The 20,322-nt window shown below is 76.3% G+C and carries 22 protein-coding genes; 6 read left to right on the top strand and 16 right to left on the bottom strand.

The features are described from left to right. The first annotated feature begins 108 nt into the window (after positions 1 to 108). Positions 109 to 1,359: an MFS transporter gene (locus MN205_RS21465; protein WP_242124372.1), complete on the top strand. Its 1,251-nt coding sequence runs from the start codon at positions 109 to 111 to the stop codon at positions 1,357 to 1,359. A 2-nt stretch (positions 1,360 to 1,361) separates the two neighbouring features. On the opposite strand, the gene MN205_RS03570 is transcribed toward MN205_RS21465, so the two are convergent. The 4 genes from MN205_RS03570 to MN205_RS03555 form a co-directional block, all read right to left on the bottom strand. Continuing rightward, positions 1,362 to 1,922, bottom strand: a complete 561-nt coding sequence (locus MN205_RS03570) for a DUF1360 domain-containing protein (RefSeq protein ID WP_242124371.1) — start codon at positions 1,920 to 1,922, stop codon at positions 1,362 to 1,364. Positions 1,923 to 1,969: 47 nt separating this feature from the next. Continuing rightward, positions 1,970 to 2,437, bottom strand: coding sequence for a MarR family transcriptional regulator (locus MN205_RS03565; protein ID WP_242124370.1), 468 nt, complete (start codon positions 2,435 to 2,437; stop codon positions 1,970 to 1,972). 66 nt (positions 2,438 to 2,503) lie between these two features. Then, positions 2,504 to 3,118, bottom strand: coding sequence for a maleylpyruvate isomerase N-terminal domain-containing protein (locus tag MN205_RS03560; RefSeq protein WP_242124369.1), 615 nt, complete (start codon positions 3,116 to 3,118; stop codon positions 2,504 to 2,506). Continuing rightward, positions 3,115 to 3,267 (bottom strand): hypothetical protein, encoded by a 153-nt coding sequence (locus MN205_RS03555; RefSeq protein ID WP_242124368.1) that lies wholly within the window; start codon positions 3,265 to 3,267, stop codon positions 3,115 to 3,117. Before MN205_RS03555 ends, MN205_RS03560 begins: the two co-directional genes overlap by 4 nt. Before the next feature lie 242 nt (positions 3,268 to 3,509). On the opposite strand from MN205_RS03555, the gene MN205_RS03550 reads away from it, so the two are divergent. Continuing rightward, positions 3,510 to 4,259, top strand: coding sequence for an SOS response-associated peptidase (locus MN205_RS03550; protein WP_242124367.1), 750 nt, complete (start codon positions 3,510 to 3,512; stop codon positions 4,257 to 4,259). A 63-nt stretch (positions 4,260 to 4,322) separates the two neighbouring features. On the opposite strand, the gene MN205_RS03545 is transcribed toward MN205_RS03550, so the two are convergent. The 4 genes from MN205_RS03545 to MN205_RS21460 form a co-directional block, all read right to left on the bottom strand. Next, positions 4,323 to 5,084 (bottom strand): class I SAM-dependent methyltransferase, encoded by a 762-nt coding sequence (locus MN205_RS03545; RefSeq protein WP_242124366.1) that lies wholly within the window; start codon positions 5,082 to 5,084, stop codon positions 4,323 to 4,325. A 242-nt stretch (positions 5,085 to 5,326) separates the two neighbouring features. Beyond that, complete coding sequence (argG, locus tag MN205_RS03540) at positions 5,327 to 6,778, bottom strand: argininosuccinate synthase (RefSeq protein ID WP_242124365.1); 1,452 nt, start codon at positions 6,776 to 6,778, stop codon at positions 5,327 to 5,329. A 52-nt stretch (positions 6,779 to 6,830) separates the two neighbouring features. Continuing rightward, the gene (locus tag MN205_RS03535) at positions 6,831 to 7,499 is read right to left on the bottom strand and encodes a response regulator transcription factor (RefSeq protein WP_242124364.1); all 669 of its coding nucleotides are present in this window, start codon (positions 7,497 to 7,499) and stop codon (positions 6,831 to 6,833) included. Next, on the bottom strand, positions 7,496 to 8,713 hold the full coding sequence (locus MN205_RS21460) for a sensor histidine kinase (RefSeq protein ID WP_242124363.1): 1,218 nt from the start codon (positions 8,711 to 8,713) through the stop codon (positions 7,496 to 7,498). The genes MN205_RS03535 and MN205_RS21460 overlap by 4 nt, the downstream gene beginning before the upstream one ends. 132 nt (positions 8,714 to 8,845) lie before the next feature. Here MN205_RS21460 and MN205_RS03525 point away from each other — a divergent pair, with 132 nt between their 5' ends. Next, on the top strand, positions 8,846 to 9,643 hold the full coding sequence (locus tag MN205_RS03525) for a GAP family protein (protein ID WP_242124362.1): 798 nt from the start codon (positions 8,846 to 8,848) through the stop codon (positions 9,641 to 9,643). A 4-nt stretch (positions 9,644 to 9,647) separates the two neighbouring features. Here MN205_RS03525 and MN205_RS03520 read toward each other — a convergent pair whose 3' ends face one another. After that, the gene (locus MN205_RS03520) at positions 9,648 to 10,253 is read right to left on the bottom strand and encodes a methyltransferase domain-containing protein (RefSeq protein ID WP_242124361.1); all 606 of its coding nucleotides are present in this window, start codon (positions 10,251 to 10,253) and stop codon (positions 9,648 to 9,650) included. Between the two features lie 135 nt (positions 10,254 to 10,388). On the opposite strand from MN205_RS03520, the gene MN205_RS03515 reads away from it, so the two are divergent. Next, positions 10,389 to 11,825, top strand: coding sequence for an alkaline phosphatase (locus MN205_RS03515; protein ID WP_242124360.1), 1,437 nt, complete (start codon positions 10,389 to 10,391; stop codon positions 11,823 to 11,825). 75 nt (positions 11,826 to 11,900) lie between these two features. Here the strand turns inward: MN205_RS03515 and MN205_RS03510 are convergent, their stop codons facing one another. The 3 genes from MN205_RS03510 to MN205_RS03500 form a co-directional block, all read right to left on the bottom strand. Continuing rightward, positions 11,901 to 13,010, bottom strand: a complete 1,110-nt coding sequence (locus MN205_RS03510; RefSeq protein ID WP_242124359.1) for an SDR family oxidoreductase — start codon at positions 13,008 to 13,010, stop codon at positions 11,901 to 11,903. A 34-nt stretch (positions 13,011 to 13,044) separates the two neighbouring features. After that, a complete protein-coding gene (locus MN205_RS03505) occupies positions 13,045 to 13,308 on the bottom strand; it encodes a hypothetical protein (RefSeq protein ID WP_242124358.1) in 264 nt (87 codons plus the stop codon). A 173-nt stretch (positions 13,309 to 13,481) separates the two neighbouring features. After that, positions 13,482 to 14,060 carry a TetR/AcrR family transcriptional regulator gene (locus tag MN205_RS03500; protein WP_242124357.1) on the bottom strand — a complete coding sequence of 193 codons (579 nt, stop codon included), beginning with the start codon at positions 14,058 to 14,060 and terminating at the stop codon, positions 13,482 to 13,484. Positions 14,061 to 14,119: 59 nt separating this feature from the next. On the opposite strand from MN205_RS03500, the gene MN205_RS03495 reads away from it, so the two are divergent. Both MN205_RS03495 and MN205_RS03490 read left to right on the top strand, forming a co-directional pair. Then, complete coding sequence (locus tag MN205_RS03495) at positions 14,120 to 15,289, top strand: FAD-dependent monooxygenase (protein WP_242124356.1); 1,170 nt, start codon at positions 14,120 to 14,122, stop codon at positions 15,287 to 15,289. Beyond that, positions 15,286 to 15,765 carry a hypothetical protein gene (locus MN205_RS03490; RefSeq protein ID WP_242124355.1) on the top strand — a complete coding sequence of 160 codons (480 nt, stop codon included), beginning with the start codon at positions 15,286 to 15,288 and terminating at the stop codon, positions 15,763 to 15,765. Before MN205_RS03495 ends, MN205_RS03490 begins: the two co-directional genes overlap by 4 nt. Positions 15,766 to 15,803: 38 nt before the next feature. On the opposite strand, the gene MN205_RS03485 is transcribed toward MN205_RS03490, so the two are convergent. From MN205_RS03485 to MN205_RS03470, 4 genes are read right to left on the bottom strand one after another with little or no spacing between them, the layout of a single operon-like run. Next, entirely contained in the window at positions 15,804 to 17,366 is a 1,563-nt protein-coding gene (locus tag MN205_RS03485) for a hypothetical protein (RefSeq protein WP_242124354.1), read from the bottom strand. A 5-nt stretch (positions 17,367 to 17,371) separates the two neighbouring features. Further along, complete coding sequence (locus MN205_RS03480) at positions 17,372 to 17,740, bottom strand: RNA-binding S4 domain-containing protein (RefSeq protein WP_242124353.1); 369 nt, start codon at positions 17,738 to 17,740, stop codon at positions 17,372 to 17,374. A 16-nt stretch (positions 17,741 to 17,756) separates the two neighbouring features. Further along, positions 17,757 to 19,412 carry a phosphoglucomutase (alpha-D-glucose-1,6-bisphosphate-dependent) gene (pgm, locus tag MN205_RS03475; RefSeq protein ID WP_242124352.1) on the bottom strand — a complete coding sequence of 552 codons (1,656 nt, stop codon included), beginning with the start codon at positions 19,410 to 19,412 and terminating at the stop codon, positions 17,757 to 17,759. Then, positions 19,409 to 20,212 (bottom strand): YoaK family protein, encoded by an 804-nt coding sequence (locus MN205_RS03470; RefSeq protein ID WP_242124351.1) that lies wholly within the window; start codon positions 20,210 to 20,212, stop codon positions 19,409 to 19,411. The genes pgm and MN205_RS03470 overlap by 4 nt, the downstream gene beginning before the upstream one ends. Positions 20,213 to 20,322: the final 110 nt, after the last annotated feature.

The raw sequence follows: 20,322 nt of genomic DNA, 5'->3' as shown, positions 1-20,322 counted from the left end.
CGTCGGCGACTGGCGCGCCCCCGCCGCGGCGACCTACCATCGACGTCGCAGTCCAGGGTCCGGGCGCCTCAGTGGCTGGGGGTGGCGCCGCCGCACTGGAGGCTACCCGTGGACCGCCACGACGTCCTGACCCCGCCCGCCCCGTCCCGCCCCGGCGCCCTCGCCGCCTACCGCCGCCTGCCCGCCGTCGCCGGCTGGTCCTACCTGGTGGTGTCCGCACTGGCCCGCCTGCCCGTGTCGATGGTGCCGATCGCGGTGCTGACCGCCGTCACCGCCACCAGCGGGTCCATCGCCGCCGGCGGTGCCGCCGCCGCCGCCACCGCCGTCGGGGAGGCGCTCGGCGCGGCCGGCGCCGGGGTGCTGTGCGACCGGCACGGACAGCGCCGCGTGCTGCTGCTCCTCGTCGCCGCCCACCTGATCGCCCTCACCGGGTTCGTCCTCGCCCTCGGCGGGGCCGCGGTGCCGGCGCTGCTGGCCGCCGCCTTCCTGGCCGGCGCGACGCTGCCGCAGGTCAGCCCGCTGTCGCGGGTGCGGTGGATGCGGCTGTCGCCGGCGGACCTGCGCACCGCCATGGCGTACGAGGGCGTCGTCGACGAGCTGTCCTTCGTCGCCGGTCCCGCGTCCGTCGGGCTGATCGCGCTCGCCGCGGGGACCAGCGCGCCCCTGCTCGTGGCCGCCGGCGTCACGGCCGTGTTCGCCACCGCGTTCGCCGCGCACCGCACCCACCGGGTCACCGGGCCGCGCCCCGCCGCCCCGGCCACCGCCGCCGTCCCGGCCCAGCGCACCCGCGGCCGGGCGCCGTCCGTGATGCGCCCGGTGCTGGGGATGCTCGCGATGGGCGCCGTGTTCGGCGGCACCCAGGCGGCGCTGACCGCCTCCGCCACCGACGCCGGCCGCCCCTCCGACGGTTCCCTCGTCTACGCGGCCCTCGCGATCGGGTCCACGATCACCGCGCTGGGCATGGTGCTGGTGCCCGCGCACGTCTCCCTGCGGCGCCGGTGGTTCCTCAGCGCCGTCGGCCTGCTCGCCGGTGCGCTCGCGATGCTCGCCGCGGCCGGCACCACCCTCGCGCTGGTGCCCGCGACGTTCCTCACCGGCCTGTTCGTCGGACCCGTCATGGTCACCGTCAACACGGTGACCGCCGAGACCGGCGGTCACCGCACCGGCGGGGCGGCCATGACGCTGCTCACCAGCGGCACCGTGCTGGGCACCGCCCTGGGCTCCGCGCTCGCCGGCGGGCTGGCCGACGCGGCCGGGACCCGGTGGGCGTTCGCGGTGGCCGCGGGCGCCGCCGCCGCCCTGATCGCGCTGGCGGCCGGGCGCCTCGCCGCACCCGCCGGGCACACCGGCGCGCGCTGACCTCAGTCCTCCGGCTGCGCCCGCTCGGGCAGGTGCTTGGCGCTGTCGTACAGCAGGTGCAGCACGTCCGAGCCGAGCACCGCGGTGAGCATGGCCGCGGCGCTGCGCGTCAGCCTCGGTGCGAGGACGCCGCCGGCGACGAACCCCGTCGCCACCCACACCGACGTGCAGAACGGGCAGGTGAGCAGCTCCCCGATCGAGTGGCGGATGCCCTGGCCGCGCACCTCCTCCATGTTCTCGCCCTCGCCGGCGGACCCGGCGAAGCGCGTGAAGGGGGCGCGGAACGGCGCGGTCACGGCGTCCTTGCTGATCAGCCGGCTCGCCTTGTGGGTGGCCAGCGTCAGCAGCGCGAGGTCCCCGGCGGTGAACCGGTCGGGCAGGGAGCGCCCGCGCGCGCGGGCCAGCAGGCCGGCGCCGCCGACCGCGCCGGCGTAGACGCTCATGAGGGTGAGGAAGCCGCCCAGGGGGCGCTCCTGGTCGCCCTCGTAGGCGGACTGCACGGCGTGCAGCCGGTCGTGCACCTGCTCGTGCAGGCGGGAGATCGTCGCGGTGTCGGGTGCCATGTCCCGTGACGTACCCAGCGCGGGCCCGTCCCACCCGTGGTGGTGCGTCAGCGCTCCACGCCGAGGCGGGACAGCTCCCCGGCGCCGGGGTCCCCGGCGGCGCCGGCGAACAGGGCCAGCCCTTCACCGACGCGGGCCCGCTCGTCCGGGGCGAGGCGCTCCAGCACGGTGGCGACCTCGCGGCGGCGGTGGGCCGTGACGTCCTCCACGAGTTCCCGGCCGGTACCGGTGGCCTCCACGAGGACCTCGCGCCGGTTGGCGGGGTTGCTGGTGCGCCGGACCCAGCCGCCGCCCACGAGGCGGTCGACGGTGCGGGTCAGGGTGGAGGGGTGCACCCCCAGCTCGACGGCGAGGTCACCGCTGCGCTGGGGGCCGCGCGTGGCGACGAGCACCAGCACCCGGTACTGGGGGAGGGTCATCACCTCCAGCGCGGCCGAGAGCGAGCGCACGGCGATCCCGACGAGCGCGCGCGTGGCGCGCACCGCGCCGTCGACGGGGTCCTGTGGGCCGCTCATCCACCTCAACCTACCGGGCGTGCGCGGCGGACCCGCCGGTGTCGGGGGCGTCCCCGTGCGCTGCGCTCACAGCACCGAGAAGCCCGCCGGCAGGCCCGTCCGGCCGGTGGCGGCCAGCAGCAGGGGAGCGGCGCGGCCGTCGACGGCCGCCAGGTCCGCGACGAGGCGCAGGGCCGGCGCGGCGGCGCTCGCCGGGGGTTCGACGGGGGCACCGAGGGCGACGGCGAGGTCCGCTGTGTGCACGGTCAGCTCGAAGGTGCGCGTGAGCAGGTAGTCGGCCAGGCGCATCCCGCCCGCGATCGTCGTCACCGGTTCGGTGCCGTCGCAGCCCTCGAGGAGGGCCGTGACGCGCTCGGTGATCACGGCCACCTCCGCGGCCGGGTCGGCGCCCAGCGCGGTGCCGGCGTCGCGGCCGCGCTGCGCCACCCCGGGGCCGGCGGCGATCGCGCGCGTGGCCCGGTAGTAGTCAACCGCCGAGGCGACGTCCACCCGGGCGGCGGGCTGCGCCAGGTACGCCTCCACGGTCAGCGGGGAACGGCTCGTGTGGCCGACGAGGGCGCGCACGTCCCACTCGCCCAGCCCGGGGGAGTCCCAGCGGTCCCCGACGAGCGCGGTGGTGCGCGTGAACCAGCGGGCCGCGTCGCCGAACGCGGCCAGCGACTCGCCCCAGGGGGTGCTCACGGGGCGGGCCGGGTCGGCCCGAACGCGTCCTCCAGCAGCTGCCGGGTGGTGATGATCCGGTCGGTGGACTCCCACAGGCCGTCGGTGCGGGGTGCCCACACCCGTTCCGTCGTGTCGAGCAGCGCGGTCGCCGGGTCGGTGTCGTGCACGGTGCCCTCCTGGTCGCCGGACCCCGCGGTCGCCGGGGGTCGTCGAACGTTCCCGGCGATCACGGTAGGAGGGGGTGCGGTGCGCGGCGGGGAGGCGCGCCGAGGGGGGTTGGGGAGCGGGGACGGGGTCGGGCCTGGCGCCGGCGACCCCGTTCCCGCTCGTGCCCGCTGCATCGGCTGCGAGGGCGCCGGGCTTGAGCGCACCCCCTGCGCCCGGGCCGCCGGGCGGGCACACTGCCCGGGTGTGCGGTCGCTACGTCCTGTCCCGCTCCGACGGTGAGCTGGTGGAGCTGCTGGGTGCCGGCGAGGTCGTGGGCCAGGCGCCGGGGCCGTCGTGGAACATCGCGCCGACGCAGGGGGCGCGGGTCGTGCTGGAACGGGCCCCCGACGGCGACCCCGACGGCGCGGCGGTGCGGCAGGTGCGCACGCTGCGCTGGGGCCTGGTGCCGTCGTGGGCGAAGGACGCCGCCATCGGCAACAAGATGATCAACGCGCGGGTCGAGACGGTCACCGAGAAACCCGCCTACAAGCGGGCGGCGTCGAAGCGCCGGCTGCTGGTGCCCGCCGACGGGTACTACGAGTGGCAGCGGCGCGAGGGGCGCGCCAAGGTGCCGCACTTCCTGCACGGCGCCGACGGTGAGCTGCTGACGTTCGCGGGCCTGTACGAGCTGTGGCCGGACCCGGCGAAGGCGGAGGACGACCCCGGCCGCTGGCGCTGGACGTTCACCGTCCTCACCACGCGCGCGTCCGACGCCCTCGGGCACATCCACGACCGCACGCCCGTCGTGGTGCCGCCGGACATGAGGGACGACTGGCTGGACCCGCAGCTGACCGACCTGGATCTGGTGCGGCAGGTCCTCGACGCGGTCCCCGAACCCCACCTGGAGACCCACCCGGTGTCCACGGCCGTGAACAGCCCGCGCAACGACGGCCCGGACCTGGTGGAACCGGTCGGCGACGAGGACGGGGAGGGCGCGGGCCCCGGGCGGTGACCCTCGCGGGCGTGCTCCCGGCCGTCGGCGGGCGTGGCGCGCGCTGCCGTCCACGGGGCCGGGTCACCCCGCGGCGCGGCCCCCGCCGTGCGCGCGGGGGCGCAGGACGTAGCCGGTGTAGGCGTAGTCGCCGCCGTGGGCGGCGCGCACGGCGATCTCCTCGCCGACCCGGGCCAGCAGGTCCTCCGGCACCCCCTCGCGCCGGAGCTGGTCCAGGCGGGCGCTCAGCGGCCCGTAGTACTCGTCCCAGTCGGACTCGGGCAGGACGTGGGTGGCGTGCACGGTCCACCCGGCCCGCTGGGCGGCGTCGACGTTGCCGGCGGTGGTGCGCATGGCGGGGTAGCCCGCCCGCCAGAACGCCCGCGCGGCCGGCGCCGGGTCCGGGGTCAGCCACTCGGCCTCGGTCAGGACGAGCACCCCGGTCGGTGCGAGCAGCGGCCGCCACGCGCTCAGGGCGGCGTCGAAGCCGATGACGTGGGCGGAGCCCTCGGCCCACAGCAGGTCCACCGAACCGTGCGGGAGGGGGATCTCGTCCATGGACGCGGCCAGCGTCCGGACGCGGTCGGACACCCCGGCGGCGCGCGCCCGGGCGGCCACGGCGTCCAGGAAGGGTTCGTGCAGGTCCACGGCGGTGACGTGCCCACCGGTGAGCTGGGCGAGCAGGACCGTGGCGGGGCCGGTGCCGCACCCCACGTCGAGGACCGCCGGTTCCCCGGGCAGCGCGCCGGCCAGGTGCAGCAGCAGGCGGGTGGTGGCCTCGGAACCGGGTGCTTCGCGGGGCAGGCCGTGGTGGGCCCGCCAGAAGACCTCGGTCGGATCCGTCACGGTCGGGCAGGCTGCCACACGGCTCCGCCCGGGAGCACGGGGTTTCCGGGGCCCGCGGGCGCGTACCTGCCCTGCTGCCCCCGCTGGTCGCCGCCCTCCCGGGGTGGGCGGTCCTCGCGGAAGCGCTCAGCCCCGTCCAGGGCGTCGGTTTCACCCTCGCCGTGCTCGCCGTCGCCCAGCTCCACGGCTCACCCGCCGCCGCCGGTCCGCGAACGCGCCGACGGCGAACGCCTCCGGGGGCGTCAGTCGGTGCCGGACTCCATGGCGGCGCGGTCCAGCAGCGACTCGTCGGCGGAGACCTCACCGCGCGAGGCGATCGCCTCGGCGCCGCCCTCGTCCATCGCGCCGATGAGCCCGGTGGAGGCGGCCTGCGCCGCACCCACCAGGACCGGCTGCGGCGACTGGCCCACCAGGCCGATGCGCGCGTACTGCTCCAGGCGGGCCCGGGAGTCGGCGATGTCGAGGTTGCGCATCGTCAGCTGCCCGATGCGGTCCACGGGGCCGAACGCGGAGTCCTCGGTGCGCTCCATCGACAGCTTGTCGGGGTGGTAGCTGAACGAGGGGCCGGTGGTGTCGAGGATCGAGTAGTCCTCCCCGCGGCGCAGCCGCAGCGTCACCTCGCCGGTGACGGCCATGCCGACCCAGCGCTGCAGCGACTCCCGCAGCATCAGCGCCTGCGGGTCCAGCCAGCGGCCCTCGTACATCAGGCGGCCCAGGCGCCGGCCCTCGTTGTGGTAGCTGGCGACGGTGTCCTCGTTGTGGATGGCGTTGACGAGGCGCTCGTAGGCGGCGTGCAGCAGCGCCATGCCGGGGGCCTCGTAGATGCCGCGGCTCTTGGCCTCGATGATGCGGTTCTCGATCTGGTCGGACATGCCCAGCCCGTGCCGGCCGCCGACGGCGTTGGCCTCCAGCACCAGGTCCACGGCGCTCTCGAACTCGCGCCCGTTGATCGACACCGGGCGGCCCTGCTCGAAACCGATCGTGACGTCCTCGGGGGCGATCTCCACCTCGGGGTCCCAGAACCGCACGCCCATGATGGGCTCGACGAGCTCGACGCCCACGTCGAGGTGCTCCAGCCGCTTCGCCTCGTGGGTGGCGCCCCAGATGTTCGCGTCGGTGGAGTACGCCTTCTCGGTGCTGGCCCGGTAGGGCAGGTCGCGCGCCTGCAGCCACTCGGACATCTCCTTGCGCCCGCCCAGCTCGGTGACGAAGTCGGCGTCCAGCCACGGCTTGTAGATGCGCAGGGAGGGGTTCGCCAGCAGGCCGTAGCGGTAGAACCGCTCGATGTCGTTGCCCTTGAACGTGGAGCCGTCGCCCCAGATCTGCACGTCGTCGGCGAGCATCGCGCGCACCAGCAGGGTGCCGGTGACGGCGCGGCCCAGCGGGGTGGTGTTGAAGTAGGCGCGCCCGCCGGAACGGATGTGGAACGCCCCGCAGGTCAGCGCGGCCAGGCCCTCCTCCACCAGCGCCGCCCTGCCGTCGACGAGGCGGGCGACCTCGGCGCCGTAGTCCTTCGCGCGGTCCGGCACGGAGGCGATGTCGGGCTCGTCGTACTGGCCGATGTCGGCGGTGTACGTGCAGGGCACCGCGCCCTTCTCCCGCATCCAGGCGACCGCGACGGAGGTGTCCAGGCCGCCGGAGAAGGCGATCCCGACGCGCTCGCCGGTGGGCAGGGAGGTGAGGACCTTGGACATGCGGAAGATTATGCACGCTGCTGGATGGTCATGCAAAGCCCGGTGCGGGCGCTCACACCAGCCCCGCCTCGCGCGCCAGCAGCGCCGCCTGCACCCGGGACGACAACCCCAGCTTGCCCAGCAACCGGCTCACGTGCGTCTTCGCCGTCAGCGGCGAGATGACCAGCCGCCGCGCCAGCTCCGCGTTCGTCAGCCCCTCACCCAGGCAGCGCAGCACCTCCCGCTCGCGCTCCGTCAGCGCCGACAGGTCCGGCGCCGCCGTCGGCACCGCGCCGGGCGCCGCCCCCGCCGCCACCGACGCCAGCACGGTGCGCGTCACCTCCGGCGCCAGCACTCCCTCACCCGCCGCGACCCGCCGCACCGCGTCCACCAGCCGCGGGCCGTCCGCCGTCTTCAGCAGGAACCCCGCCGCCCCCGCGCGCAGCGCCCCCAGCACCAGCTCGTCCAGGTCGAACGTCGTCAGCACCAGCACCGCCGTGCCGTCCGCCACCACCCGCGCCGTCGCCGCGATCCCGTCGGTGCCCGGCATCCGCAGGTCCATCACCACCACGTTCGGGCGCAGCGCCCGGCACTGCGCCACCGCGGTCTCCCCGTCCGCGGCCTCCCCGACGACCACCACCTCCCCGGACGCCTCCAGGATCATCCGCAACCCCGCCCGCACCGCCGCGTGGTCGTCCGCGAGCACCACCCGCACCGCGCCGCTCACACCCGCGCCGCTCACACCCGCACCCCCACCCCGACGGCCGGCCGTCCCGGCAGCTCGGCGCGCACCTCCCAGCTCCCCGGCCCGGCCGGACCCGCGCGGAACGTCCCGCCGAGGGCCTCCGCGCGCTCGCGCATCGTCGCCAGACCGTGCCCGCGGCGGCCGTCCGCACCCGCGGCGCGCCCCGGCAGCGCCGAGACCACCCGCAGCACCACCCGCTCGCCCTCCCGCACCAGCGCCACCTCGACCGGCCCCGGCCCCGCGTGCCGGCGCGCGTTCGTCAGCGCCTCCTGCAGCACCCGGTGCAGCGCCTGCCGCACCACGGGCGACGCGTCCTCCAGGTCCTCCAGGTCCTCCACGTCCACCGCGCCACCGGCCGCCCCGCTCCCCGCCCACCGCACGTCCAGGCCGCCGGCCCGCGCCAGCTCCACGACGGCGCGCAGGTCGCCCGCCGCGGCCACCGGGTCCGGTGCGGTGCCCTCGCGCATGAGGTGGATCATCGTGCGCATCTCGCCCAGCGCCTCCACGCCGGCCGCGCGGATCCCCGCCAGCACCGCGGTGTCCTCACCGCGGGCGCGTGCCGCCGCCAGCGCCGCCTCCGACTGCAGGGCGATCCCGGCGACGTGCCCGGCGACGACGTCGTGCAGGTCCCGCGCCATCGCGGCGCGCTCCTCGCGCACCGCCCGCTCCGTCTCCAGCGCCGCCCGCTCGCCCGCCAGCCGCGCCAGCTCCTCCCCGCGCACCACGTCGCGCGCCCACCACACCGGCAGGCACAGGAGGCCCGCACCCGTCACCGCCAGCAGGACGACCGAGCGCACGTCCCAGCCGAGCGCGCCGGCCACCAGCGCGCACCCGACCACCACGGCCAGGGCGGTGCGCTCCACGGCGTTCCGCCGCGCGGGCGTGGTGCGCAGGCACGCCTGGTACAGCACGTCGACGAACGCCAGCGTCACCCCCAGCGACCCGCCGGTGAGGCCGTCCGCGGCGAACGCGGCGGCCGCCACCCCCAGCGCCGTCAGCGGTGCCCGGCGGTGCAGGGCGCTCGCCGCGCAGCACACCGCCAGCGGCAGCAGCGACCCCGCCGGGGGCACCCTCCAGGGCGCGTCGCTCCACGTGCCGGTCACCCCCGCCGCCGTCAGCGCGGCACCCAGCGCGAACAGGCCGGCCCCCACCGCCAGGTCCCGGGCGGTGGGGCGGGCGGCGCGCTCCCGGGGCGGCGTCTCGGGGTCCACGGGCCCATCCGACCACCCCCGCCCACCGCCCGGCGTCCGCCGACCGGAGTACTCCGCTCGGGGCGCACCACCCGCCACCGGGCCCTCCACCGGCGGACGCGGCGCCCGTCCGGCCGCCCGCACCCTGCGGCCGTGGACCTCCTCGACACCCTCGGAACCCTCGACGCCGGCACCGGGACCGGCTTGCTCGCCGTGGTCGGCGCGCTCGTCGTCCTCGCCCTGGTGGACTCCACCAGCACCGGCACCCTCGTGCTGCCCGTGTGGCTGCTGCTGCGCCCCGGCCCGGCGCCGGTGCGGCGGGTCGTGCTGCACCTGGCCGTCGTCGCCGGCTGCTACGCCCTCGTCGGCGCCGCCCTCCTGCTCGGCGGCCGGGCGCTGTGGGAGACGGCCTCCGGGTGGGTGCAGGACGCCGGGGCCACCTCGGCCGCCCGGTGGGCCCAGCTGGTGCTGGGGGCCGGGCTGCTGACCGGCAGCTTCGCCCTCGACTCCGGCCGGCGCCGCCGCAAGGGCCTGCCGGACCGCACCCGGGTGTGGCGCGAGCGCGTCGAGCGGATGGACGGCTCGCGGGCCGTGCTGCTGGCCGCGGCCTCCGTCGCCGTGGAACTGGCGACGATGCTGCCGTACCTGGCGGCGCTGGGAGTCCTCGGCGCCGCGGACCTGCCGGCGCCCGCCACCGGTGGCCTGCTCCTCGGCTACTGCCTCGTCATGGTCGCGCCGGCCCTGCTGCTGCTGGCTCTGCGGGCGCTCGCCGCGCGCCGCGTCGAGCCGCTGCTGCGCCGGGTGGACGGGTGGGCCTCGAAGCAGGGCGACTCGGCCGCGGGGTGGGTCGTCGGCATCGCGGGTTTCCTCGTCGCGCGCGACGCGGTCGCCGCCCTCGGCGGGCTGGACGGGCTGCGCGACGCCCTCACGGTGTGGTCAACCACCCGCTGAGCGTTCAGGCGCGGCGCAGCACCGCGACGAGGAAGTCCGCGTCCGGCGTGTGCGGGCGCAGGTCCCACGTGGACAGCAGCAGGTCCGGCTCCAGGCCCGCACCGCGGGCGTCGGCGAGGAACTCCGCCGCCTCGTAGCCGCGACCGGCGCCGAACCCGCACACCAGGCGGCCCCGCTCGCGCAGGTGCGCCCCCAGCCGGCGCAGCACCTCGCCCCGGGTGCTCGGCGCCAGGAAAGCCACGACGTTCCCGGCGCACACCACCACGTCGAAACCCTCCGCGATGCCCCGCGCGGGCAGGTCCAGCTCCGCGAGGTCGCCCACCAGCCACGTCGGCCCCGGGTGGTCCTCCTCGGCGGCGGCGATCAGCACCGGGTCGACGTCGACGCCGACGACCTCGTGCCCGGCCCGGGCCAGCGCACCGCCCACCCGGCCGGGCCCGCAACCGGCGTCCAGGACCCGCGAACCGCGGCTCAGCATCGCGTCGAGCATCCGGGCCTCACCGTCCAGGTCGGCGCCCACGGCGGCCATGGAGCGGAACCGCTCCACGTACCGCGCGGAGTGCTCCGGGTCCTCGCGCACGATCCGCGTCCACAGGCTGTCCTCGACCACGGGCCCATCCTCGCGCACCGGGACGCCGCCGCGAGGCGTCGGGGAGTGTTCGCCGGCAGGACACCCGGGCGTGGCCCGCCGCGGGCGCGCATCCGGTGGAGTCGGGGTGCCCCCCCACCCCCGCGAAGGAGAACCGTGTTCAGCAAGCGTCTCGAGCGCCGAACCCTCGCCGCCGCCGTCGTCCTCGCCGGCGGCGCCGCGATCGCGCCGCTGGCCCCCGCCGCCTCGGCCGCGGTCGCCGAGGAGGGTGGCCCGAAGAACGTCATCGTCCTCATCGGCGACGGCATGGGCCACAACCAGATCGACTTCACGAACTCGTACCTCACCGGGACGACGAACCACCAGGTCGCCGTGGACCCCGCCGACGGCGAGGTCACGCGCGTGCCCGGGACCCCCGCCCAGGTGTTCCAGGAGTTCCCCGTCCAGCTGGGCATGTCCACCGGCTCGGTGACCAGCCCCGCCTACGACCCCGAGCTCGCCTGGGGCGACTTCGAGTGGGTGACCCAGGACGCGACCGACTCCGCCGCCGCGGGCACCGCGATGGCGACGGGCGTGAAGACCGAGAACGGCGTCATCGGCCTGGATGCCGACGGCTCCCGGGTCGAGAACCTCAGCGAGCGCGCCGCGGCCCTCGGCAAGGCCGCCGGCGTCGTGAGCTCGGTGCCGTTCAGCCACGCCACGCCCGCCGCGTTCGGCGCCCACAACCCCGACCGCAACGACCTGACCGGCGTGACCAACGAGTACCTCGCCGGGAACCTCGACGTCGTCATCGGCGCCGGCCACCCGTGGTACGACGACGACCACCAGCGCCTGCTCTCCCCCCGCTACGACTACATCAGCCAGGGCGACTACGAGCGCGTCAGCCAGGGCCGCACCCCCTTCACCTTCGTGGAGGAGACCTCGGAGTTCGAGCGCCTGGCCACCGTCGAGGAGACCCCCGACCGCGTCTTCGGCGCCGTGCAGGTCGCCTCGACGCTGCAGCAGGGCCGCACGGGGGTCGCCGGCTCCGAGCCCTTCTCGGTGGAGCGCAACGACGTCCCCACGCTCGGCACCCTCACCGAGGCCGCCCTCAACGTCCTCGACGAGGACGAGGACGGGTTCTTCGCGATGGTCGAGGGCGGCGCCATCGACTGGGCCGGCCACGCCAACGACGCCGCGCAGACGATCGAGGAGACCGCCGAGTTCTTCGGCGCCGTCGACGCGGCCGTCGAGTGGGTCGAGACCGAGTCCAGCTGGGACGAGACGCTCCTGGTCGTCACCGCCGACCACGAGACCGGCTACCTCGCCGGCCCGGGCGCGAACCCGAACTGGACGCCGATCGCCGGAGCGGCGGGCCAGGTCCCGGCGGCGAGCTGGAACTCCACCAACCACACCAACGGGCTGGTGCCCGTGTTCGCGCAGGGCGCCGGCGCCGAGGCCCTGGCCGCCCGCGCCGTCCGGCAGGACCCGGTGCGCGGCGCCTACGTCGACAGCACCGACCTGGCGAACGTCCTGCTCGAGGACCTGTGGGCGGACGGCTTCCCCCCGATGCAGACCTGGAGCGCCCCCGCCTCGCAGCAGCGCTCCTCCTGAGCCGAGGCCCGTCGCACCNTTTCCGGCCGGTGCGACGGGTGCGCCCACCGGTGCCGGCGGCACCGCCGGTGCGGTTCACCGCGACGGCGGGACGACCCCCCGCTCGGCCAGGCGGTCCAGCAGGTCGCAGAACCGGTCGACGCTGTCGAGGCACTCCCCGAAACCGGCGCGGCGCACCTTCACGGTGCTGGAGACGTTGTCGAAGCCCGAGTGGAACAGGAAGTCCCCGAACGCCCACCCCACCAGGCGCTCGTACGGCGTCGGCACCAGCCCGTGCCGCTCGACCATGCGGTCCCACGTCTCGGCGTGCATCGGCATCACCGAGGTCAGGGAGAAGTCCTGCGGCTCGTCGTGCTCCATCCCCAGGTGCCGGGCGATCGCCGCGTAGGCGTGCGCCCAGCGGAACTGGTCGCCGTTGGTGACGTTGAAGACCTCCCCGTCGGCGGCCGGCGTCGACCCCGCCCACACGGTGGCGCGCGCCAGCAGTTCCGCGTCGGTCACCTGGTACAGCGCCTCGGCGGCCGCGCGCGAGCCGGGGAAGCGCAGCGGCAGCCCCAGCTCGCGGCTGATCGCCGCGTGCACCGCCACCACCGTGAGGATGTTCATGGGGTTGCCGGTGGCGTACCCGACGACCCCCTCGGGGCGCAGCAGCGTCACCCCGAACCCGCGCCGGGCGGCCTCGGCGCGCAGCACGTCCTCCTGGGCGTAGTAGAAGTTCGGCACCAGCAGCCGCGGGTCGCTCTCGCGCGCCGGCGTCCTGAACCCCGGCAGGTGCGCGCCGTACGCCTTGCCGCCCTGGTACAGGGTGACGTGCCGCAGCGGGGCGTCCGCCAGGGCGTCCAGGGTGTGGCGCAGCAGCGCGGTGTTGTCCTCGATCTGCTGCCGCTCGTCGCCGCGCTCGACGTAGGCGGCGAACACCAGGTGCGTGGTGTCGCGCGCGGCGGCCAGACCCTCGCGGGCGCCGCCGGCGGTGGACAGGTCCGCGGACAGCGGCTGCCACGGCACGCCCGGCTGCGCGCGGCGAGCCGCGCCGCGCACCGTCCAGCCGGGCACCCGCGCGTACTCCGCGGCGGCGTGCGCGCCGATCACCCCGGCCGACCCCGCGACCAGGGCGACGCCGGGGCGCTGCGCTGCACCGGCGATCGGGTCGAGGCCGCCCAGCGGACCGGCGGGGGTTTCGGGCACGGGAGGTCTCCTCGGGGGGTGGTGGTCCGGGCGCTCAGGCGCCGGGCTCGTGGAACTGCGGGTCGCGCGGGTCGGGCTCCGCGTCCGGCGCCGGCAGCGCGGAGGCGTCCAGGGGAGCGTCGTCGTGCACGGCCAGCTCCGCCCCGGCCGTCTCCTCCACCGCCGCGCCGTCCTCGCTCCCGTCCGCCGGGGAGGGTGGGGGGCCCGGTTCGCCCTCGTCGTTGCCGGTGGCCATCGCGCTGTCCAGCTCCGGTTCGGCCGGGCGGGTGGGAGCGGTGTCCTCGGGTCCGTTCGTCACGGCAGCCTCCTGTCGTCGTCCTCGCCGGGCCCCCTACCCGCCCGGTGCGCCCGGGAAACCGCTGCCGGTCGGCCCCGACGTGCCGACGGCCCGTACCCGTCGGGTGAGCGCACCCGTCGCGGGGGACACCACCACGGGTGCCACGGGGGCAGACCCCCGCCGAGGACGGGGGATCACGCGGGTTCGAGCACCAGGGCCGTGAGGCGGCGCGTCGCGGCGGCGATCTCCTCCCGATCGACAGGGGCACCCGCGTTGGCCCCCACGAGGCGGTCGAACAGGATCCCGTCGAGGCAGGCCACCAGCCACTGCGCCTGCCCCGACGGGTCGTTCGCGCCCAGGCCGGCCAGCACGTCCGCCACCCGGTCCCTGATGGCGGTCCCGCTGCGGTGCAGGGCCTCGGCCAGCTCGGGCCGGCGCAGCGTCTCCAGCGACAGCTCGTACCGCGCGATGTGGCGCTCGCGGTCGGTGCTGAGCCAGCGGAGCAGGACGTCTGCGAGCACCCTCCCGAGGGTCTCCGCGTCCGAGGCGGCCAGCAGCGGCGCCACGAGGTCCAGCTGCGCGTGGTCCTGCGCTGCGAGGTCGTCGACGCAGGCGCGCAGCAGCGCGGTCCGGCTGCGGAAGTAGTAGGAGGTGGAGCCGGCGGGCAGCGCTGCCCTGGTGTCGACCGCCCGGTGGGTCAGGGCGCGCGCGCCTCCGCTCGCCAGGACCTGCAGCGCCGTGCGAGCGATGAGCTCCCTGCGGTCCTGCTTCACGGGGGAACTGTACAAGCGCAGCCCTTGCCACCCTCCCTCTACATCTGTAGAGTCGAGTGGTGAGGAAGACGCCCGAGCGGTCCGCGGTCGTGGTCGGAGGCGGGATCGGTGGCCTGGCGACGGGACTGGCGCTGCGGCGCGCCGGCTGGGACGTGCACGTCCGGGAGAGGACTGCGGACGGTGCTGCCGCCGCGGGCGCCGGCCTGGTGCTGTGGCCCAACGCCGTCCACTGCCTGCAGGTGCTGGGTGTCGCCGAGGCGGTCCGCGAACGCGCGAGCGTCCTGCACCGCTCGACCCTGCGGCGGCCGTCAGGGCGCTCGCTCTCGCGCGTGGACGCGCACGAACTGGCGCGTCGCTGCGGGCAGCCGCTGCTCGGCATCGCCCGGGCGGACCTGAGCGAGGTGCTGACCCGCGCGCTCGGGCGCGACGCGCTCCACCTCGGGCACGAGGTCACGGACCCGGCGAGCGTGGAGGCGGACCTGGTGGTCGGCGCCGACGGGATCGGCTCCCTCGTGCGCCGCTCGCTGTGGCCCGACGGGGCGCGGCCGGTCCACCGCGGGTACACCGCCTGGCGCGCGCTCGTCCCGGGCGCCGACCGGCTCCGGGGGACCGGCGCGGAGGACGGTGCCAGCGAGACCTGGGGCAGGGGCGAACGGTTCGGCACCGTCCCCGTCGGCGGAGCGGGCACCTACGTCTACGCGACCGCGAACGCGCCGCGGGGTGCCCGAGCCGGTGATGAACTGGCGGAACTGCGACGGCGCTTCGGCCGCTGGCACGAACCCGTCCCGGCGCTGCTGGCAGCGATCGAGCCGGGAACCGTCCTGCGCCACGACGTGCACGACCTGCCCCCCGGGGCAACGGCTCTGCACCGCGGCCGCACCGCGCTCGTCGGTGACGCGGGCCACGCCATGGAGCCCAACCTGGGCCAGGGCGCCTGCCTGGCGCTGGAGGACGCCGTGGTCCTCGCCCACGCCCTCGAGGCCGAGGGCTCCGTGCCGTCCGCCCTCTCCCGCTACGACCGCGAGCGCGCCCGGCGGGTCGCCGCCCTGGCTCGCCGCTCCCGCCACCTCGGTCACCTCGCGCGAGGTGCCCACCCGGCGCTCACCTCCGCCCGCGACGCAGCGGTGCTGGTGACACCGGCTCGCCTGGCCCTGCGCGCTGCCGGCCGAGCCGCCGACTGGCGCCCTCCCACCTCCCCGCCCGCCCACGTCCGTCAGGAGTCCCGGTGACAGGTCCTCGCCCCCGTGTCGCAGCCTCGCGGTCGACCGCCGCCACCGTCGCGGGGTGGTCGCTCGTCCTCACGGGCTCGGTGCACGCGATCTCGTTCGCCGTCGGCGCGGTGGTGGAGCCGCCGCCGGGTGAGCACCTGGTGCGCGCGTCGATGCGGGGGACGACGGTGAGCCTGGCCGGCCTCGACCGCAGCTTCTGGCAGCTCTTCAACGGTTTCAGCCTGGCGATGGCGCTCCTGCTGATCGGTTTCGGCGCCCTGAACCTGCTCGTCGTGCGTCGGGCCCCGGAACTGCTGCACCGGACGCGCGCCCTGCTCTGGCTCGACGCCTCCGTCGTGCTGCCCCTGCTGGTGATCTCGCTGCTGCTGTTCCCCCCGCCCCCCGTCCTGCTGCTGAGCCTGACGGCAGCGGCCATCGGCACGGCGCTGCGCCGACCGAGCAGCCGGTCGGCGGCGGCGTCACCGACCGCGGCGTGAGGCGCTCGACGTGGCGACCTCCTGGTCCCGGTCACCGCTCACTGGTAGGAGACGAACACCGGTGACGGGTCCACGGCGACCGTCTCGGCCGGCGTGAACGTCGGGTCGTCCTCGTCGATGAAGTTCTTCCAGCCCCACACCAGCCCGGGCGGGCCCTGGGACGTCAGGACCCCGTAGGTGGCCTCCTTCATGCCCGGCGTGCCGTGCCCGTCGGCGTGCACGACGGTGACGAGCTCGTCCCGGCCGGTGTCCACGGTCTCGCGGTCGCGCACCATCGACGTGCGGAACTGGTGCAGCAGGAACACCTTCTGCGGCAGGGCGTTCTCGCGCACCAGCTGCGCCAGCCAGTCGCCGACGGCGTTCACCTCGCCCGCGCCCACCGAGCCGATCTGGCGCAGGTGCACCTGGCCGGGCGCCAGGCGCCACTCCGGGTCCAGGGCGAGCCCGACGTGCGGGCGGCGCAGCAGCGACTCGTAGCGCTTCGCCTGGGTGAGGAAGTCGGAGCGGCCCGGCTGCAGGTCGAGGACGACGGAGACGCCCGCCGCGCCCGCGGCGTCCACCCACGGCTCCAGCTCGGCGGGGTCCACCTCGTTGGAGTAGTTCCCGTCCGGGCCGGGCGAGCCGGAGGCCACCGTGGTGATGATCTCCAGCGTCGGCACGGCCGGCCGCTCGTCGAGGCCGTCGTAGCGGCCCGCCAGCTCCCGTGCCCGCGCCAGGGTCTCCTCGAGCGGCTGCTCGCCCATCAGCCCCAGGCTGGGGGTGTTCGGGTGCCCGTACAGGGCGATGAGGCGCCGGCCCTCCAGCGGCAGCTGCCCCCCGCCCGGCACCTGGGCGCCGGTGACGGCGGTCTCGACGCGACCGGCGAAGACGTCCTGCGCGGCGAACGCGGGACCGAGCCCCACCACGTGCTGCGGCGCGGCGGCGTGCAGGGCCTCGACGACGGCGCCGTCGGCGCGCGGGTCCCCGGACGGGACGGTCAGCACCTGCGCCCCCACGGCGCGGGCGGTGGCCGCGGCGGCGGCCTCCCAGGGAGCTCCCGTGACCAGCACCACCGTGCCGCCGCCCTGCTCCGCGGTGGCGGCACGGGGTCCCTCGGCGACCTCCACGCTCGGGTCGCCGCGCTCGGTGAACGTCTCCCGGGCCCACGTCGTCGCCGTCCCGCCCACCGTCAGCACGCCCTCCGCGCCGAGCCGGCGGACCTCCTCGGCCGTCGCGGGCGCCGGCAGCAGCAGCGGGACGCCCAGCCCCTCGGCCACCGCCGCACCCCGTTCCAGCGAGGCGGGCTCGTCGGCGGCCACGACCACCGACGGGCTGGTGGCCAGCAGGTGGGCGCTGAGCGCGGCCGCGGCCTCCGGGCCGGTGGAGGCGTCCAGCACCGCGCTGCGCGCCGCCGGGCGGGTGAGCACCGCGCCGGCCGGCGCGACGGGCGAGGCGGAGGCCCGCTGCCCGTCCCCCGCGGAGGAACCGGGCTCGTCGGCTGCCGAGGAGGTGCAGGCGGTCAGGGCGAGCGCCAGGGCGAGGATGCCGCTGGCTGTGCGTGCGCGGATGGCGTGCTCCCGGGGGTCGCGGGCGGTCCGTTCGGGTACAGCCTGCCACCCCACCGGCGTCAGTCCTGCCGCGCGCCGCGCAGCCGGTCCATCTCGCGCCGGTCCCGCTTCGTGGGGCGCCCGGCACCGCGCTCACGGGTGCCGAACGCCCCGAAGAACTCGTCCTTCGGCGGCGGGGGAGGGGAGTTGTCGACGTACGCCTGCGCGGCCACCGGCGCACCCACCCGCTTGGTCAGCGGCTGCACCACCTCGAAGACCTTCTCGTAGCCCTCGGCGCGCACCCGCACCTCGTCGCCGGGCACCACCTTCGTGGCGGGTTTCGCGCGCTCGCCGTTCACGCGCACGTGCCCCGCCTTGACCGCGGCCGCGGCCACCGAGCGGGTCTTGTACAGCCGCACCGCCCAGACCCACTGGTCGACCCTCGTCACACCCCCACCGCCCGCGTCACGAGCTCGCGAGGACCCCGTCGACCAGTTCCTGCGCCTCGGACTGCACCCGGCGCAGGTGGTCGGCACCCTTGAAGGACTCCGCGTAGATCTTGTAGACGTCCTCGGTGCCGGAGGGGCGCGCGGCGAACCACGCGTTCTCGGTGACGACCTTCAGCCCGCCGACCTTCGCGCCGTTGCCGGGCGCGTCGGTGAGCTTGGCGACGATCCGCTCACCGGCGAACTCCTCGGCGGTGACCTGCTCGGCGGACAGCTTCGACAGGGTCGCCTTCTGCTCGCGGGTGGCGGCGGCGTCGCTGCGCACGTACTGCGGTGCGCCGTGCTTCGCGGTCAGGTCGCCGTAGTGCTCGCTCGGGGTGCGGCCGGTGGTGGCGATGATCTCCGAGGCCAGCAGCGCCAGCAGGATGCCGTCCTTGTCGGTGCTCCACACCGACCCGTCGCGCCGCAGGAACGACGCACCGGCGCTCTCCTCGCCGCCGAAGCCGACGGAGGCGTCCAGCAGGCCCGGCACGAACCACTTGAACCCGACCGGGACCTCCAGCAGCGTGCGCCCCAGGTCCTCGGCGACGCGGTCGATCATCGAGCTGGACACCAGCGTCTTGCCGATCGCGGCGCCCGCCGGCCAGCCGTCGCGGGTGGAGAACAGGTACTGGATCGCCACCGCGAGGTAGTGGTTGGGGTTCATCAGCCCCGCGTCGGGGGTGACGATGCCGTGCCGGTCGGAGTCGGCGTCGTTGCCGGTGGCGACCTGGAACTCCGAGCGGCGGTCGATGAGGGAGTGCATCGCCGACGGGGAGGAGCAGTCCATGCGGATCTTGCCGTCCCAGTCCAGCGTCATGAACCGCCAGGTGGGGTCCACCAGCGGGTTCACGACCGTCAGGTCCAGGCGGTGCCGCTCGGCGATCGCCTGCCAGAACTCCACGCTCGCCCCGCCGAGGGGGTCGGCGCCGATGCGCACCCCGGCGGAGCGGATCGCGTCGACGTCCAGCACGTTCGGCAGGTCGTCGACGTAGGTGCCGAGGAAGTCGTAGCCCTGCGCGGCGGCGCGCGCCCTGGCGAACGGGATCCGCCGCACGCCCTCCAGGCCCGTCTCGAGGTGGGCGTTGGCCCGCTTCGCGATCCAGCCGGTGGCGTCGGTGTCGGCGGGGCCGCCGTTCGGCGGGTTGTACTTGAAACCGCCGTCGCGCGGCGGGTTGTGCGAGGGGGTGACGACGATGCCGTCGGCCAGGCCGGGGCCGGTGGTGCGGATCGCTGCGCCGTCGCGGTTGGCGCGCAGGATCGCGTGCGAGACCGCCGGCGTGGGCGTCCAGCTGTCGCGGTCGTCCACGAGGACGGTGACGTCGTTGGCGGCCAGCACCTCCAGGGCGGACGTCCACGCCGGCTCCGACAGGGCGTGCGTGTCGCGGCCCAGGAAGAGCGGGCCGTCGTAGCCCTGCTCGCGGCGGAAGTCCACGATCGCCTGGGTGGTGGCGAGGATGTGCTGCTCGTTGAAGGCGCCGTCCAGGCTGGAACCGCGGTGCCCGGAGGTGCCGAAGGTGACGCGCTGGCCGACGTCGGAGGGGTCCGGGGTCACCGCGTAGTAGGCCGTCACGACGTGCGCGACGTCGATGAGGTCGGAGGCTTCGGCGTGCTGGCCCGCGCGCGGGTTCGTCATGGTCCCTCTTCCGTGCCGGTGGCGTCCTGGCGTGCGGGTCGATGCTGCACCCGCACGACCCACCCTGCCAGCCCTCCCCTCCTCGCGGGCCCGGCCGCCGGGGGGTGCGCACGGGCGTGCCGGTGCCCCAGCCCCGCGCAGGCCAGGGCGATCAGGGCGGCGGTGACCAGGCCGGCGCCGACGTGCCAGCGCAGCAGCCCCGCGCCCGCGGCGGCACCGGCGAGGATGAGCAGCACCGCGCCCAGCCGGCGCCGCCAGCCCTCGCCCGTGCCGCCGGCCAGGCGGGAGTCCGCGGCCAGCCCGGTCAGGGTCGAGGTCACCACGACCGTGGTGACGTCCTTCACGGCCAGCCGGCGCGCGGCGGCGGCCTGGGCGCCCATGAGCACGCCCAGGATCGCGGTGACCGCCAGCGCGGCCGGCGGTGGCGTCGCGCCCTCCTGCACGGGCACCGCCTCGCCCAGGCCGGCGACGACCGCGGCGAGCACGGCCAGCCCGGCGCCCACGAGCGCGACGACGACGGTGGTGGCCGTCGTCCACCCCTGCGCCGCCCGGCGCAGCACCCGCCCCACGAGCACCGCCCCGAGCACGAACGTCACCAGGGCGAGGACGGGGCCGGTCACGGGCAGGTCCTCGGCACCGGTGAGGCCCATGCCGAGGATCACCACGTTGCCGGTCATGTTCGCGGTGAACACGCGGTCCAGCCCCAGGTACCCGACGGCGTCGACGATCCCGGTGGAGAACGTCAGCGCCAGCATCAGCCCCAGGTGCCAGGAGGCCGGGCGGGCGGGAGGGCGTGCCACGGGGCCTCCGGTCGTCGTCGTCGAGCGGGTCGTGCCGCTCGCGCGGTGCGCTCCGCGGGTCCGACCGTAGCCACCGGCGGGAAGGGGGGGGCGGAACGGGCGGAGCGGTG

Source organism: Kineococcus sp. TRM81007 (assembly GCF_022669155.1).
Taxonomy (GTDB): domain Bacteria; phylum Actinomycetota; class Actinomycetes; order Actinomycetales; family Kineococcaceae; genus Kineococcus.
This window is presented reverse-complemented; position numbering and strand designations above follow the sequence as displayed.

Excerpts from the sequence above, each read along its gene's own strand:
- MN205_RS03570 (WP_242124371.1), bottom strand. The coding sequence starts at position 1,922 with ATGGCACCCGACACCGCGACGATCTCCCGCCTGCACGAGCAGGTGCAC.
- MN205_RS03565 (WP_242124370.1), bottom strand. The coding sequence starts at position 2,437 with ATGAGCGGCCCACAGGACCCCGTCGACGGCGCGGTGCGCGCCACGCGC.
- argG (WP_242124365.1), bottom strand. The coding sequence starts at position 6,778 with ATGTCCAAGGTCCTCACCTCCCTGCCCACCGGCGAGCGCGTCGGGATC.
- pgm (WP_242124352.1), bottom strand. The coding sequence starts at position 19,412 with ATGACGAACCCGCGCGCGGGCCAGCACGCCGAAGCCTCCGACCTCATC.